This window comes from Amorphus coralli DSM 19760 (assembly GCF_000374525.1).
GTDB lineage: Bacteria > Pseudomonadota > Alphaproteobacteria > Rhizobiales > Amorphaceae > Amorphus > Amorphus coralli.
In genome coordinates this window covers 197,066-211,689 of the sequence record NZ_KB894571.1, presented here as the reverse complement: position 1 = coordinate 211,689, position 14,624 = coordinate 197,066, and the positions used below count along the sequence as shown (strand labels likewise).

The window sequence follows — 14,624 nt, the reverse complement described above, 5'->3', positions numbered from 1 at the left end:
GACCGAGGAAAACGGACATGCGTGACTATTTGGACGCCAAGGCGATGGCGAAGGCCATGCGCGAGCGGCTGGCCGAGCAGAATCTGCAAATTTCACACTCGGAGGCTCTGGAGATCGTCGCCCACCAGTTCGGCCTTCAGAGCTGGAACGTGCTGTCGGCTCGGATTGAGCGGGAGAAGGAGGGTCGCCCGGCCGGGGCGATCTCCTTTCAGCGGGTGGTGCCGATCATCCGCATCTTCGATGTCGCCAAGGCGCACGAGTTCTATCTCGGATTTCTGGGGTTCAGCATCGACTGGGAGCATCGGTTCGGCGACGATCTTCCGCTCTACACCCAGGTCTCGCGGTCCGGACTTGCGCTGCATCTTTCCGAGCATTCCGGGGATGCATCGCCGGGCGGGAACAGCTGCATCTACATGACCGGGATCCGGGCCTTCCACCGGGAGCTCACCGACAAGGCCTATCGCTACATGAAGCCGGGGCTGGAGGAGATCGGGGGCCGGCTGGAAATGCAGGTCACCGACCCGTTCAACAACCGTCTCCGCTTCATGGAGGTCAGGCCGGCCTGACAACCAAGTCGCTGTCCGCCTCAGCTGGCAGACAGCGACGCCCGCCCGAAGGCGTGCGGCAAGAGAGCGTCGATGGAGGTGGAGAGAACCCGGGACAGGTCACCGGCGCAGCACAGGACGCGGATGTCGGTGTCCGACAGGGCGGCGAACTCGGCGATCATCTGCCGGCAGCGGCCGCAGGGCGTGACGATCGCCGTGGGATCGCGGCGGGAGCTGGCGGAATGGCCGGTGACGGCAATGGCGGTCACCGCGCGGTCGGCCGCGTTGTTGGCGGCGACGAGGGCGGCAGCCTCGGCGCAGATGGAGAGACCGTAGGAGGCGTTTTCCAGATTCGCGCCCCGGAAGACCGTGCCGGAGGCGGTGACCAGCGCCGCCCCGACGGAGAAGCGCGAGTAGGGGGCGTGGGCGTTGGCCGTCGCCGCGAAGGCGGCGCGGCAGAGCGCCTGGTCCTCGGCGGACAGCTCGGCAAGCGGGTGCGGCCGATCGGTCGGCTGGTCGCCCACGGCCTTACTCGGCCGCCTGGCGGGGCTCGTAGCCGAGCTTGCGATTGAGGGCGCCGATCAGGTCGACGGCGGCGTCCGCGATGACCGTGCCCGGCGGATAGATGGCGGTGGCGCCCTCTCGGTAGAGGGCATCGTAGTCCTGGGGCGGCACGACACCGCCGACGACGATGAGGATGTCCTCGCGGCCTTCGTCGGCGAGCGCCTTCTTCAGCGCCGGGACCAGCGACAGGTGGCCGGCGGCGAGCGACGAGACGCCGACTACGTGGACGTCGTTTTCCACCGCCTGGCGGGCGCACTCTTCCGGCGTCGCGAAAAGGGGGCCGATGTCGACGTCGAAGCCGAGATCGGCGAAGGCCGAGGCGATGACCTTCTGGCCGCGGTCGTGGCCGTCCTGGCCCATCTTGGCGACCAGGAGGCGCGGCCGCCGGCCGTCATTCTCCTCGAAGGTCTCGACCAGCTCCTGCACCGTCCGGATCTTGTCGGCCATGGATCCGCTCTCCCGCTTGTAGACGCCCGAGATGGTCTTGATCTCGGCCTTGTGGCGGCCGAACACGGCTTCCATGGCGTCGGAGATCTCACCCACGGTGGCCTTGGCCCGTGCCGCCTCGATGGACAGCGCCAGCAGGTTCTCGCCGGCCCCGGCGCCCTGGGTCAGGCGCTCCAGGGCGGCCTTCGCCGCCGCCTCGTCGCGCTCGGCGCGCAGGCGCTCAAGCTTGTCCACCTGGCTGGCGCGGACGGCCGCGTTGTCGACCTTGAGGACCTCGATCTGGGCTTCCTCGTCGGCCTTGTAGCGGTTCACGCCGACCACGGTCTGGGCGCCGGAATCGATGCGCGCCTGGGTCTTTGCGGCCGCTTCCTCGATCCTGAGTTTCGGGATGCCTGCCTCGATGGCCTTGGCCATGCCACCAAGGCTTTCGACTTCCTCGATGTGGGCCATTGCACGGGAGGCGAGGTCGGCCGTCAGGCGCTCCACATAGTAGGACCCGCCCCACGGATCGATCGGCGTCGTGGTGCCGGATTCCGTCGCCAGCAGGATCTGGGTGTTGCGGGCGATGCGGGCGGAGAAGTCGGTCGGCAGAGCCAGCGCCTCGTCGAGCGCGTTGGTGTGGAGCGACTGGGTGTGACCCTGGGTGGCGGCCATCGCCTCCAGACAGGTGCGGACGACGTTGTTGTAGACGTCCTGGGCGGTGAGCGACCAGCCGGAGGTCTGGCAGTGGGTGCGCAGCGACAGCGATTTTTCCGATTCGGGCGCGAAATTGTCGCGCATCAGCCTGGCCCACAGGAGCCGCCCGGCGCGCAGCTTGGCGATCTCCATGAAGACGTTCATGCCGATCGCCCAGAAGAAGGACAGGCGCGGCGCGAAGGCGTCGATGGACATGCCGGCGGCGACACCGGCGCGGGCGTACTCGATGCCGTCGGCGAGCGTGTAGGCAAGCTCCAGGTCCGCCGTCGCCCCGGCTTCCTGCATGTGGTAGCCGGAAATCGAGATGGAGTTGAACTTCGGCATGTGCGCCGAGGTGTAGGCGAAGATGTCGGAGATGATCCGCATCGACGGCTTCGGCGGGTAGATGAAGGTGTTGCGGACCATGAACTCCTTCAGGATGTCGTTCTGGATGGTCCCGGCGAGCTTCTCCTGAGGCACGCCCTGTTCTTCCGCCGCGACGATGAACAGCGCCAGCACCGGCAGCACCGCGCCGTTCATGGTCATCGACACGCTCATCCGATCGAGCGGGATGCCCTGGAACAGGGTGCGCATGTCGAGGATGGAATCGATCGCGACGCCCGCCATGCCGACATCGCCCGACACGCGCGGATGGTCGGAATCGTAGCCGCGGTGGGTCGGCAGGTCGAAGGCAACGGAGAGGCCCTTCTGGCCGGCGGCGAGGTTGCGCCGGTAGAAGGCGTTGGACTCCTCCGCGGTGGAGAAGCCGGCATACTGGCGGATGGTCCAGGGGCGCTGGACGTACATGGTCGGGTAGGGGCCGCGCACGAAGGGTGGCAGGCCCGGATAGCTGTCGACGAAGCCGAGGCCGGCGCGATCCTCGGGGCCGTAGACCGGCCTGACCGCGATGTCCTCCGGCGTGACCCAGGTCTCGCCGGCACCGGTTTCGGCGGAGACGGTCGGCGCCTTCCAGGCGATCTCGGAGAAGTCGGGTACGGCCGTCATGGGCGCGATCCTTCCTGCGTCACCCGGCGATTCTATCATGGCGCCGGGAAAATCCGATGGGCGGCGTGTCCCGCCCCTGAGTGTCTCAGCCGCCGATGCCGAGACGGGCGTGGACGGCGGCGAGCGTGTCCACCAGATCCTGGCCGGCGAAGACGAAGCCGTCGATGCCGGCGTGGCTGAAGTCGGCCTCGTTCTGGCCGGGCTTGCCGGCGAGGTAGACGGTGGCGATGCCCGCGGCCTTGAGGGCACGGGCGGTGTCGGCCGCCATCTCCGCGTAGCGCTCGTCGGAGCCGGCGAGGCAGACCGCCTTCACCCCGGCTGTCGACGCGGCCTCGGCGACGGCCTCCGCCGTGTCATGCGTAGCGGCGGCGGAGATCATCAGCCCGCCGGCCTCGAACACGGCCTTCACCCAGGCGGCACGGGCGGAGTTCTCCGCGAGCGGGCCGAGACCGGCGATCAGCACGGTGCGGTCGATGGGATCCTCCACCGTCTCCGCCGCGTCGCGCAGGGCCTCGAACGGGGCGGCAAGACGGATGGGGGGCAGCGGCTCGACGGTGGTGACGGGCGCGCCGGCCGCACCGGCACCGATATCGGCCAGAGACGCGCCGTCCGCGGCGGCCGCGATGAGCGCGGTGAAGCCAGCGCCACCGCCCTCTGCCGGAAGATCGAGGCTGCGGGTGGCGGCGGGTGTGGCGGGCGCGTCCGGCATCGCCAGCACGTCGACGGCGCGATCCGGCAGAAGCGGGAACTCCGAGGTGCCGACGATGGCCAGCGCGCGCTTGCGCACGGCGGTCTCGCGCTGTGCGCGCTTCTGCGCGATCTCCCCCTGCCACCAGCCTGAGGCGAGGGCCCCCGGAAGACCGTGCTTCGCCTCGATGGCGCGAAAGAGATCCCAGGCGGTTTCCGCGAGCGCCTCGGTGCGCGCCTCCACACCGCCGGAGCCGGCGGCGGGATCGACGACGTGGTCGACGTGGCTCTCCTCCACCAGCATGGAATTGGTGTTGCGGGCGAGGCGGCGGGCGAAGCGGTCGGGGAGGCCGAGACCTTGCGTGAACGGCAGGACGGAGATGGAGTCGGCTCCGCCGACACCGGCGGCAAAGGCGGCGATCGTGGTGCGCAGGACGTTGGTGTAGGGGTCGAAGCGGGTCATCATCCGCCACGAGGTCTCGGCATGGACGTGCGGGCGGACGTCCGGCGCGCCGCATTCGGCCGCAAGCTTCGCCCAGAGGCGGCGCAGGGCCCGCAGCTTGGCAATGGTGGCGAACTGGTCCTGGTCGGCGGCCACCGCGAGACCGATGAGCGGCAGCGCATCGGCGACGGAAAGCCCGCCCTCCACATAGGCGCGCAGGTAGGCGACGGCGGAGCCCAGCACCGAGGCGAGCTCCTGGGCGTCGCTGGCGCCGCCATTGTGGAAGGGACGCCCGTCGGCGAGAAAATAGGGGGCGCGGAAGCCGCGCGCATGTAGCGCCATCGCGGTGTCGCCGGTCCGCGCCGCGACATCGGCCCAGGAGGCGGAAAGCTTGCCGGCCACGGCCGTGCCGCCGAGCGGGTCGAGGCCGAAATGGATCTCGGTGGTGGCCGGGTCGATGCCGCGGCGGTCCACCAGCGCTGCAGCGAGGGCGGCAAGACCGCGACCGGCGCCGCCGGCCTCCAGCCGGATCGGACACATGGATAGTTCCACGCCTTCCAGCGCGCGGTCGAGATCGTCGAGTGTGGAAATCCGCACGCCCGCGCCATAGGCGGTGGGGGCGCCGGGCAGCACCAGCGCCAGGCCGGAGGCGCCGGCTTCCAGGTCGCGCAGGGCGATCTCGTTGGATGCCCCGGGAGCCGGCAGGTCGGTGCGGGCAATCGCTGCCCAGGCGCCTGCGCCGGAGCGGCCCATCGGGACGGAGCCGCGGGCGGGGGCGTAGAGCGGTTCGAGCGCGATGCCGTCGTCGGTGGTCCGCACGAGGCTCTCGAAGGAGCGCCCCTTGAGCGCGATCTCAACCGCCGCGCGCCAGGCGGCTTCCGTCGCGGTGCCGTCGTCGCCGAAGAGGGTCGTCTCGTCCACGGGCTTCTTCCGTCCTTGGAGGTGGGCTTCGCGCCGTTATGGCGGCTTCGCGCGGCCGAGCGCAAGCGCGCGACCGGAGGGCGCGCCCTCCGGCAGTTCGGACCCGACAGCCAGGTTCCGCCTTGACCTGGCTCAAGCGCCTGAAGGGGCGCGCCGACGGCGGTTGCCGTCAGTAGGTCATCATCGGCGTGAGGGATTTGGCGTGATCGACCCAGGATTCCACCCGCTTGGTGGTGGGAACGAGGCGGACCAGCTTCTTCTTGCCGTTCACCTCGGCCATCTTCTCCGCGAGATTGTCCGCCCTGCGGTTGCGGAGTTCCTTGACCGTGTCGACGCCGGCGGCCTCAAGCAGCTCGGAATATTCCTCGCCGACGCCGCGCACCCGCATCAGGTCGGCCATGTTGGCCCATTTCAGGATCTGCTTTTCATCGAGACCGGTTTCCGAGGCGACCGCCTTGCGACCCTTGGGGTCCTTGGCACGGGTCAGAAGCGTGCGCGTCGTCTTGATGCCGGCAGCCGCCAGCTTCTCGGTGTAGACCGGTCCAATCCCCTCGATCCGGGCAATCGAATAGTTCGACATTGCGGCTGGTCCTCCTCGTTTCATGCCCCCACCCGGTGCGCATCATGCCGCCCTTTTGCTAGGGCGGCCAGACGATATGCAGCACCGGGAAAGAATAAATGTGACGGGAGGAGGCCGGCTCCGCTCAGACGAACTGTGAAAGGCCGGGGATCTTCTGGATGACCTCGTCGACGACTTCGTCGCCGGCCTGCTCGCGGGCGAAGGCCACCAGCTCCTTCACCACCGTCTGCACCTGGCCCATGTTAAGGCCGGCCGCGGTGAGATCGTTGAAGGCCCCCATGGCGCCGCCGCCCATCAGCCCGGCAACGCCGCCGAGAAGGCCGGCCCGGCCGGCCTCGCCGCGCTCCTTGATCATGTGCTCGGCGCCGGGCAACTGGTCGATCAGCTTGCTGGTCTCCTCCGGTGGGCCCTCCCGGTTGAGGAAATTGACGATGATCGAGATGGCCTTCTCCGCCGTGCCGCGATCGAGGCCGGTGCGCTCCGTGATGCGATTCACCAACGCGTCCATGTCGTTCTTCCCCCTTGGGCGCCTGTCATTGATCCGTCCGGCGACATAGCCACAAAGCCGGGACACCGAACAAGGCCGTGACGGAGATTTCGCGGAGCTTGCATTGCCGGACCGGTCGCGATTGAGCCGCCCCGTCGGCGTGCCTATAAGGGCAGAAAGCACCGGCGAGGGGGCGAGCGATGCTGCTGAAAGACGATGCCATCTTCCTGGGCGCCAGCGGCGCACCGGAATATCTGGTTCTGAAGCGCGCCAACCGGCACGGTCTGGTGACCGGTGCGACGGGCACCGGCAAGACGGTGACCCTGCAGATCCTGGCGGAGGGCTTCTCCCGGGCGGGCGTTCCGGTCTTCTGCGCTGACATCAAGGGCGACCTCTCCGGCATCGCGGAGACCGGCGAGCCCAAGGACTTCCTGGCCAAGCGGGCCAGCCAGATCGGCTTTGCCGACGAGTACGCGTTTGCTTCGTCCCCCACGACCTTCTGGGACCTGTTCGGTGAGCAGGGCCACCCGATCCGGACCACGGTGTCGGAGATGGGGCCGCTTCTGCTGGCCCGGCTGATGAACCTGAATGACACTCAGGAGGGCGTGCTCAACATCGTCTTCCGGCTGGCCGACGACCAGGGGCTGCTGCTTCTCGACCTGAAGGATTTGAGGGCGCTGATCGCCCATGTCGGGGAGCGTGCCTCGGAGCTGTCGCGCCTCTACGGCAACGTTTCCGCCGGCTCCATCGGCGCGATCCAGCGCCAGCTGCTGGTGCTGGAAGAGCAGGGGGGCGACCGCTTCTTCGGCGAGCCGGCGCTGTCCATCGCCGACCTGATGAAGACCGACCCGGCCAGCGGACAGGGCATCGTCAACGTGCTGGCGGCCGACAAGCTGATAACCAGCCCGCGCCTCTACGCGACCTTTCTCCTGTGGCTTCTCTCCGAACTGTTCGAGGAACTGCCGGAAGTGGGCGACCCGGAGAAGCCGAAGCTGGTGTTCTTCTTCGACGAGGCGCATCTGCTGTTCGACGAGGCGCCCAAGGCGCTGCTGGAGAAAGTGGAGCAGGTGGTCCGGCTGATCCGCTCCAAGGGGGTTGGTGTCTACTTCGTCACGCAGAGCCCGCTCGACGTGCCGGAAGCGGTGCTTGGGCAACTCGGCAACCGGGTCCAGCACGCGCTGCGCGCCTTCACGCCGAAGGACCAGAAGGCGGTGAAGGCGGCGGCCGACACTTTCCGGCCCAACCCCGATCTCGACACGGCCCAGGCGATCACCGAGCTGGGCGTGGGCGAGGCGCTGGTCTCGACCCTCGACCTGAAGGGCGTTCCCTCGGTGGTCCAGCGCACCCTGATCCGTCCCCCCGTCGGCCGGCTCGGCCCGCTGACGCCGGACGAGCGTGCAGCGATCCTCGCGGCGAGCCCGATGAAGGCCGCGTACGACTCGCCGGTGGACCGAGAATCCGCCTACGAGATCCTCACCAAGAAGGCAGAAGCGAAGGTCAAGACGGCGGAAGAGGGAACCGTCGCGCCCGAACCGGATCAGCCGAAAGCCGCTCAGCAGGCAGAAGCGCCGGATCGACGGGAAGAGACGTCGGGCGGCGGGATCGGAGGGTTCATCGCCGGTATTTTCGGGGTGGGGTCCGGCCGGAGCCGGCGCCTGACGGCCTCGCAGCGTACCGCCCGCAGCGTGGCGCGGAGCCTCTCCAACCAGGTGGCAGGCGAGATCGGTCGGCAGATCGGCGGTCGACAGGGGTCGACTGTGTCGAAAGCGGTGGTTCGCGGCGTGCTCGGGAGCCTGCTGCGGCGCTGAGAAGTCCCTTCGCCCAGGCGTTGGAACCGCCAGCGCCGGTCACGGGTTGTGTGAAGCATATCCGGTTCGTGAGGGCGAGAAACTATGCGCGGAATTGTCATTCTGTTCATCGCGGTGGCGGCCCTGTTCGGCGCGGCGATGCTGTTCCTGGCCGTTCGCGACGGCGGGTTCGAGCAAGCGGGACGCATCGTTGACCAGCAGGTTGGCGAGGCCGGCCAGGACGCGCGGCAGGCGGTCGAGCAGGCCGGGGATGCCGTCGAGCGCGCCACGGACCGGGCGGCGGGCGAGAACTGAGCGCCGCCCACGTCCGTGCGACGGTCGTGGTTGCAGTCGACCGTCAACCTGCGTCATAGGTTCGGAGAAGGCGGGCCTTGTCTGGCCCCGCTCCAGTCTGGCGCAGCGAGGCATGCATGAGCATCGACGCGGTACTCGCCCGGATCGACCGGGACCTGGATCAAAGCCTCGAACGGCTGTTTGCCCTTCTCCGAATTCCCTCCATCTCCACCGACCCGGCCTATCGCGAGCCCTGTCGCGAAGCCGCGCAACTCCTTGTGGATGAGTTGAACGGGCTCGGCTTCCAGGCGAGCGTGCGGCCGACGGACGGCCAGCCGATGGTAGTCGCCCACTATCCGGGCGAGGGTCTCGATCCGGACAAGCGCGTCCTCTTCTACGGCCACTATGACGTGCAGCCGGTGGACCCGCTGGAGCTCTGGGACTCCGACCCGTTCGAGCCGCGGATCGTCACCCGCGAGGACGGCTCGAAGATGATCGTTGCCCGTGGCGCGGCCGACGACAAGGGCCAGCTGATGACGTTCGTGGAGGCGGCCCGCGCCTGGATCGCCGAGACGGGCAGCTTGCCGGTACCGGTCACTATCCTGTTCGAGGGCGAGGAAGAGTCCGGCAGCCCGAGCCTGGCGCCGTTTCTCAATGCCCATGCCGACGAGTTGAAGGCGGGCGCCGCCCTCGTCTGCGACACCGGCATGTGGGATAAGGACACCCCGGCGATTTCCGTGTCGCTGCGCGGCCTCGTCACCCAGGAATTCACCGTCACGGCTGCCGACAAGGATCTGCACTCCGGCTTGTTCGGGGGCGCGGCGCGCAATCCCAATCACGTCCTCGCGCGGATCATCGCCGACCTGCACGACGCGGACGGGCGGGTGCAGATCCCGGGCTTCTACGAGGGCGTGGCCGAAACGCCGGCCGATGTTCGCGCCCAGTGGGACGGGCTGGAATTCTCCGAGGAGGAGTTTCTCGGACAGGTCGGTCTGAAGCTGCCGGCCGGCGAGCGCGGGCGCAGCGTGCTTGAGCAGATCTGGGCCCGGCCGACGGTGGAAGTGAACGGCATGATCGGCGGCTACACGGGGGCGGGCTTCAAGACCGTGATCCCGTCCCAGGCATCCGCCAAGGTGTCCTTCCGCCTCGTCGGCGAGCAGGATCCGCAGGCGCTGATGGAAGCCTTCCAGGCTTTCGTGCGCGCGCGCATTCCGGAAGACTGCACCGTCTCCTTTACCAACCATGGCGCCAGCCCGGCGCTGCGCATTCCCCTCGACAGCCCGATCCTGAAGACCGGCCGAGAGGCGCTGGAAGCGGAGTGGGATACCGAGCCGCTGATGATCGGCATGGGCGGTTCGATTCCCATCGTCGGCGCCTTCAAGACCAAGCTGGGCATGGACACGCTGCTGGTCGGCTTCGGACTCGACGACGATCGCATCCATTCGCCCAACGAGAAGTACGAGATGTCGAGCTTCCACAAAGGCATGCGATCATGGGCACGCATGCTCGGGATGATGTAGCGTCAGTCGGAATTCGGCTTTCAGGCGAATCGGCGCGCACCGCGCCCAGCGGACGAACAAGGGGACGGGGACATGGCTAATCTGGACGTGGAAAAGACGGCTCGGTCGGTATTCGGCGACCTGCACGCGAAGTGGGGCTGGCTGCTGGGGCTGGGCATCCTCATGGTGGTGCTGGGCATGGTCGGCCTCGGCATGACCTACTGGCTCACCGTGTTTGCCGTCATCTGGTTCGGTATCCTCGCCTTCATCGGCGGCATCGCCCAGCTCTTCGACGCCTTCAAGCACAAGGGCTGGGGCTCCACCGCCTGGCACGTGCTGATCGCCCTGGTCTACCTGGCGGCTGGCGTGGTGATGGTGGCGCTGCCGATGGCATCGGCCGTCTGGCTGACCCTGTTCGTTGCCGCGGCGCTGATCGCGGTGGGCCTGATCCGCATCGTCATGGCCTTCCAGATGAAGGGCGGTGCCGCGATCTGGCTCGGCCTGGCTGGCGCCGTCTCGATCCTGCTCGGCGCCATGGTGTTCGCCGACTGGCCGGTCTCCGGCGCCTGGGTGATCGGCCTGTTCGTGGCCATCGACCTGATCTTCCACGGCGTGGCGCTGATCTCGGTGGCGCTGGCGGCCCGGTCGATGCCAGGCAATCCGCCGTCGGGCACCGCCGCGTAACAGCGGGCGACGCGACCCGCTCCTCGATGGTAGGATCGGGACCGGTCAAGCGTGCCGGCGGGATGTGCCGGCACGCACCTCACGATGACGGACGAGGGCGCCATGTGGCCTGATCGTCGTGCGCTCGACTTGTTCGAGATCGAGCTTCCCATCCTTCAGGCTCCGATGGCGGGCGCCAATGGCGCGGCAATGGCCGCGGCGGTGTCTGCGGCGGGCGGGCTCGGCAGCCTGCCGTGCGCAATGCTCTCGGCGGACAGGATCCGAGAGGAGGCCGCCGCGATCCGGGCCGAGACCGACCGGCCCTTCAATCTCAATTTCTTCTGCCACGCGCCCGAAGAGCCGGACGAGGCCACGCTGGAGGCGTGGAAGGCGCGTCTTGCCGCCTACTACGACGAGTTCGACATCGACCCGGCCACGCCGGTGACGGCGCCGAACCGGGCGCCTTTCGATGCGGCCATGGCCGACCTCGTCGACGAGCTGGCGCCCGCGGTGGTCAGTTTCCATTTCGGTCTGCCCGCCGAGGATCTTCTGGAGCGGGTGAAGGCGACCGGGGCGGTGGTGATGTCGTCGGCGACCACGGTTGCCGAGGCCCGCTGGCTGGAGGACCGGGGCGCCGACGCGGTGATCGCCCAGGGCTCGGAGGCGGGCGGCCATCGAGGCATGTTCCTGACGAATGCGGTGGCGTCCCAGGTCGGCACCTTCGCGCTGGTGCCCCAGATTGCCGATGCGGTGTCCATTCCGGTGATCGCTGCGGGCGGGATCGCCGACGGGCGCGGCGTGGCGGCCGCCTTCATGCTCGGGGCGGCAGCGGCGCAGGTGGGGACGGCCTACCTGTTCACGCCGGAAGCCACGATTTCCGAGCTTCACCGGGCGGCGCTTGCCCATGGCAGTGCCGACGAGACGGCGCTGACCAACGTCTTCACCGGGCGCCCGGCGCGGGGGCTCGTGAACCGGGTGATGCGCGAGGTGGGCCCGCTCTCCGATGCCGCACCGCCGTTCCCGACCGCAGGCGGCGCGCTGGCACCGCTCAAGGCCAAGGCCGAGGCGGTGGCATCGCCCGACTTCTCCTCGCTGTGGTCCGGCCAGGCCATGACGCTGGGCCGCCGGCAGGACTCCGGCGCGCTGACGCGGCGGCTGGCGTCCGAGGGCTTGGCTCGGCTGGGCGGTTCGCCGGGCTGACGCCCGGCAGTGCCTCAGTCGAGGGCCAGCAGTCCGTCGAGCGAGGTCAGCACGGCGGCTGGCGGCAGGTCCTGGTATTCGTCGGGCTGCTCGGAGCGGTTCACCCAGACCGTGCGGAATCCGAAGGCACTGGCGCCAGCGACGTCCCAACGGTTGGACGACTGGAACGACACGGCTTCCGGGTAGACGCGGAAGCGGGTGGTGATCAGCTCGTACACGGCCTCGTCGGTCTTGTAGGTGCGGATCTCGTCGACGGAGATGATCTCCTCGAAGAGATCGGCGATGCCGGCGGACCGGGCGGCGCTCTCCAGCATGGCGGGCGAACCGTTGGAGAGGATGGCGAGCCGCGCCCCCTTGTCGCGCAGCGCGGTGAGCACCTTCGGGATCTCCGGATAGCAGTCCAGGCCGCGATAGGCCTCCAGGAGCTGATCCCGAAGGGCCGGATCGGCGGACGGCACCTTGCGCAGGGCGAAGTCGAGGGCCTGCTCGGTGAGGGTCCAGAAATCCTCGTAGCGGCCCATCAGGGCGCGCACCCAGGAATATTCGAGCTGCTTCTGGCGCCAGATGTCGGACAGAAGCTGGGCGTCGGCGCCGATGCCGCCGGAATAGCGGCGCACGGCGGCATGGACATCGAACAGCGTGCCATAGGCGTCGAAGGCGTAGACGGCGTGGGCCATCGTTCTCGGCTCCCGTGAGATCGTGAGCCCGTTGTCCCACGCCAAGCGCGGCCGGTTCAAGGGCGTTGCTGCAGCGCAAAAGCGGCGGGGCGGCAGCGGAAAACGGACGGGGCTGGAACATTCGTCCGGTCTCCGCCGGACCGGGAAGAAGCATGATTGCGCAAGCGCAACGCATGGCGAGATCTCACCCGATAAGGTGCGATCATGGGAACAATCTTCTCACGCGGATCGGTCAGGTTGACGCGGGTTCGGGATCGGCCTTCGATCCCTGCAGTGACAGTGAGGGAACGGTCAGATGACGCAATGGTCGCGGACGTGGACGTGGCTCGACGGGGAGTGGCACGAGGGCAACCCGGCGATCTTGGGGCCCCGGACCCATGCGGCCTGGCTCGGCTCAAGCGTGTTCGACGGGGCGCGGCGGTTCGAAGGCGTGATGCCGGATCTCGACCTGCACTGCGCTCGGGTGAACCGGTCCGCCGAGGCGCTCGGCCTCAAGCCGACCATGTCGGCGGGCGCGATCATGGAGCTGGCGCGGGAGGGCGCGGCGAAGTTCGATGCTGACGCGGCCCTCTATATCCGGCCGATGTACTGGGCAGAGGACGGCGGCTTCATGGCGGTGGCGCCGGACCCGGAGACGACGCGCTTCTGCCTGTGCCTCTACGAGACGCCGATGCCGGGGCCCTCGGGGATCGCGGTCACGGTGTCGCGTTTCCGCCGGCCGTCGCTGGAGACCATGCCCACCAACGCGAAGGCCGGCTGCCTCTATCCCAACAACGCCCGGGCGCTGAGCGAGGCGCGAGCCAACGGCTTCGACAACGCGCTGGTGCTGGACATGCTGGGCAACGTGGCCGAACTCGCCACGTCCAACGTGTTCCTGGTGAAGGACGGCAAGGTGGCCACGCCGGCCGCGAACGGCACCTTCCTGGCCGGGGTGACGCGCAGCCGGGTGATGGACCTTCTCGCGCGCGACGGCTTCGAGGTGCATGCGACGGCGCTGACGGTGGCCGACTTCGTCGATGCCGACGAGATCTTCACCACCGGCAACTACTCCAAGGTGGCGCCGGTGATCCGCATCGGGGACCGCAACCTGGAGGCCGGCCCGGTGGCGGCGCGGGCGCGGGCGCTCTACTGGGACTGGGCGCACGCCTGACTGGCGCACGCTGTGCGTCATGCGGGCGGTGCGACCCTGCCGCTCGAAACTCTCGGTCGCCGTTCGGCGTTGTCCCGGCAACGCGAGCCCCTTATGGTCTCGCCCGACGGCGGCGCCGGGTCCGACACGCGTCGGGGCGACGGCCGCCAGAACCCCGCTTTGCACGGAGGAACACGATGGCGTTCGAACTTCCCGATCTTCCCTATGACTACGAGGCCCTCCAGCCCTACATGTCCAAGGAGACGCTGGAGTACCACCACGACAAGCACCACAACGCCTACGTCACCACCGGCAACAAGCTGATCGAGGGCACGGGGCTCGAGGGCAAGTCGCTCGAGGACATCGTGAAGGAGAGCTACGGCTCCAACCCCGGTCTCTTCAACCAGGTCGGCCAGCACTACAACCATCTGCACTTCTGGAACTGGATGAAGCCGAACGGTGGCGGCTCATCGCTGCCTGGCAAGCTGGCCGAGCGCGTCGACGCCGACCTGGGCGGTTACGACAAGTTCCGCGAGGCGTTCATCAACGCCGGCACGTCGCAGTTCGGTTCGGGCTGGGCCTGGCTGGCGCTGCGCGACGGCAAGTTCGAGGTGATGAAGACCCCGAACGGCGAGAACCCGCTGGTGCACGGCGCGACGCCGCTGCTCGGTTGCGACGTGTGGGAGCACTCCTACTACATCGACTATCGCAACGCCCGCCCGAAGTATCTGGAAGCCTGGTTCGACAACCTGGTGAACTGGGACTACGTGCTGGAACTGTACGAGAAGGCCGCCTGATCGGGCGCCTCTTCCGCAGCCCGCGACCAGCGCGGGCCGTCCACGATCATGCGCTGTCGCCGGGCTCCGGCGGCAGCGTTCTTCGTTTGTGGAGACAGAAAACCGGTTCGTGCTTCGCTTGCTCTTGTTCTTACCAGCCCGCGACCGCGCACCGGCCGGTCAGGCCGCCCATCCGGAGCCGGTGAGCGCAGCGAACTCGGCGCGAGGGGTTTTCAGATCGCAATC

The 14,624-nt window shown here is 68.5% G+C and carries 14 protein-coding genes; 8 read left to right on the top strand and 6 right to left on the bottom strand.

Annotated features, from left to right (window positions below; all coding sequences use genetic code 11):
* Positions 1-17: 17 nt before the first annotated feature.
* Positions 18-566, top strand: a complete 549-nt coding sequence (locus C507_RS0105095; RefSeq protein ID WP_018698587.1) for a glyoxalase superfamily protein — start codon at positions 18-20, stop codon at positions 564-566.
* Between the two features lie 20 nt (positions 567-586).
* On the opposite strand, the gene cdd is transcribed toward C507_RS0105095, so the two are convergent.
* From cdd to C507_RS0105070, 5 genes are all read right to left on the bottom strand, one after another.
* On the bottom strand, positions 587-1,069 hold the full coding sequence (gene cdd, locus C507_RS0105090) for a cytidine deaminase (protein ID WP_018698586.1): 483 nt from the start codon (positions 1,067-1,069) through the stop codon (positions 587-589).
* A 4-nt stretch (positions 1,070-1,073) separates the two neighbouring features.
* Positions 1,074-3,236, bottom strand: coding sequence for a methylmalonyl-CoA mutase (gene scpA, locus C507_RS0105085; protein ID WP_018698585.1), 2,163 nt, complete (start codon positions 3,234-3,236; stop codon positions 1,074-1,076).
* Between the two features lie 85 nt (positions 3,237-3,321).
* The gene (locus C507_RS0105080; protein ID WP_018698584.1) at positions 3,322-5,286 is read right to left on the bottom strand and encodes a methylmalonyl-CoA mutase family protein; all 1,965 of its coding nucleotides are present in this window, start codon (positions 5,284-5,286) and stop codon (positions 3,322-3,324) included.
* Positions 5,287-5,455: 169 nt separating this feature from the next.
* On the bottom strand, positions 5,456-5,866 hold the full coding sequence (locus tag C507_RS0105075; RefSeq protein WP_018698583.1) for a DUF4332 domain-containing protein: 411 nt from the start codon (positions 5,864-5,866) through the stop codon (positions 5,456-5,458).
* 124 nt (positions 5,867-5,990) lie between these two features.
* Positions 5,991-6,374, bottom strand: a complete 384-nt coding sequence (locus C507_RS0105070) for a DUF2267 domain-containing protein (protein ID WP_018698582.1) — start codon at positions 6,372-6,374, stop codon at positions 5,991-5,993.
* Between the two features lie 179 nt (positions 6,375-6,553).
* Here C507_RS0105070 and C507_RS0105065 point away from each other — a divergent pair, with 179 nt between their 5' ends.
* From C507_RS0105065 to C507_RS0105045, 5 genes are all read left to right on the top strand, one after another.
* The gene (locus C507_RS0105065) at positions 6,554-8,161 is read left to right on the top strand and encodes a helicase HerA-like domain-containing protein (protein ID WP_018698581.1); all 1,608 of its coding nucleotides are present in this window, start codon (positions 6,554-6,556) and stop codon (positions 8,159-8,161) included.
* An 84-nt stretch (positions 8,162-8,245) separates the two neighbouring features.
* Positions 8,246-8,455 carry a hypothetical protein gene (locus C507_RS0105060; protein WP_018698580.1) on the top strand — a complete coding sequence of 70 codons (210 nt, stop codon included), beginning with the start codon at positions 8,246-8,248 and terminating at the stop codon, positions 8,453-8,455.
* Positions 8,456-8,571: 116 nt separating this feature from the next.
* On the top strand, positions 8,572-9,954 hold the full coding sequence (locus C507_RS0105055) for a M20/M25/M40 family metallo-hydrolase (protein WP_018698579.1): 1,383 nt from the start codon (positions 8,572-8,574) through the stop codon (positions 9,952-9,954).
* A gap of 72 nt (positions 9,955-10,026) precedes the next feature.
* Positions 10,027-10,617 carry an HdeD family acid-resistance protein gene (locus C507_RS0105050; RefSeq protein WP_018698578.1) on the top strand — a complete coding sequence of 197 codons (591 nt, stop codon included), beginning with the start codon at positions 10,027-10,029 and terminating at the stop codon, positions 10,615-10,617.
* Positions 10,618-10,719: 102 nt separating this feature from the next.
* Positions 10,720-11,796, top strand: a complete 1,077-nt coding sequence (locus C507_RS0105045; protein ID WP_156829166.1) for an NAD(P)H-dependent flavin oxidoreductase — start codon at positions 10,720-10,722, stop codon at positions 11,794-11,796.
* A 14-nt stretch (positions 11,797-11,810) separates the two neighbouring features.
* On the opposite strand, the gene C507_RS0105040 is transcribed toward C507_RS0105045, so the two are convergent.
* Positions 11,811-12,473, bottom strand: a complete 663-nt coding sequence (locus C507_RS0105040) for a haloacid dehalogenase type II (RefSeq protein WP_018698576.1) — start codon at positions 12,471-12,473, stop codon at positions 11,811-11,813.
* Positions 12,474-12,768: 295 nt separating this feature from the next.
* On the opposite strand from C507_RS0105040, the gene C507_RS0105035 reads away from it, so the two are divergent.
* Positions 12,769-13,623, top strand: a complete 855-nt coding sequence (locus tag C507_RS0105035) for a branched-chain amino acid aminotransferase (protein ID WP_018698575.1) — start codon at positions 12,769-12,771, stop codon at positions 13,621-13,623.
* Positions 13,624-13,799: 176 nt separating this feature from the next.
* Positions 13,800-14,399 (top strand): superoxide dismutase, encoded by a 600-nt coding sequence (locus C507_RS0105030; RefSeq protein WP_018698574.1) that lies wholly within the window; start codon positions 13,800-13,802, stop codon positions 14,397-14,399.
* Positions 14,400-14,624 lie beyond the last annotated feature (225 nt).

Coding starts and splice junctions, on each gene's coding strand:
- C507_RS0105095 (WP_018698587.1), top strand. CDS start 18: ATGCGTGACTATTTGGACGCCAAGGCGATGGCGAAGGCCATGCGCGAG.
- scpA (WP_018698585.1), bottom strand. CDS start 3,236: ATGACGGCCGTACCCGACTTCTCCGAGATCGCCTGGAAGGCGCCGACC.
- C507_RS0105075 (WP_018698583.1), bottom strand. CDS start 5,866: ATGTCGAACTATTCGATTGCCCGGATCGAGGGGATTGGACCGGTCTAC.
- C507_RS0105070 (WP_018698582.1), bottom strand. CDS start 6,374: ATGGACGCGTTGGTGAATCGCATCACGGAGCGCACCGGCCTCGATCGC.
- C507_RS0105065 (WP_018698581.1), top strand. CDS start 6,554: ATGCTGCTGAAAGACGATGCCATCTTCCTGGGCGCCAGCGGCGCACCG.
- C507_RS0105060 (WP_018698580.1), top strand. CDS start 8,246: ATGCGCGGAATTGTCATTCTGTTCATCGCGGTGGCGGCCCTGTTCGGC.
- C507_RS0105055 (WP_018698579.1), top strand. CDS start 8,572: ATGAGCATCGACGCGGTACTCGCCCGGATCGACCGGGACCTGGATCAA.
- C507_RS0105050 (WP_018698578.1), top strand. CDS start 10,027: ATGGCTAATCTGGACGTGGAAAAGACGGCTCGGTCGGTATTCGGCGAC.
- C507_RS0105045 (WP_156829166.1), top strand. CDS start 10,720: ATGTGGCCTGATCGTCGTGCGCTCGACTTGTTCGAGATCGAGCTTCCC.
- C507_RS0105040 (WP_018698576.1), bottom strand. CDS start 12,473: ATGGCCCACGCCGTCTACGCCTTCGACGCCTATGGCACGCTGTTCGAT.
- C507_RS0105035 (WP_018698575.1), top strand. CDS start 12,769: ATGACGCAATGGTCGCGGACGTGGACGTGGCTCGACGGGGAGTGGCAC.
- C507_RS0105030 (WP_018698574.1), top strand. CDS start 13,800: ATGGCGTTCGAACTTCCCGATCTTCCCTATGACTACGAGGCCCTCCAG.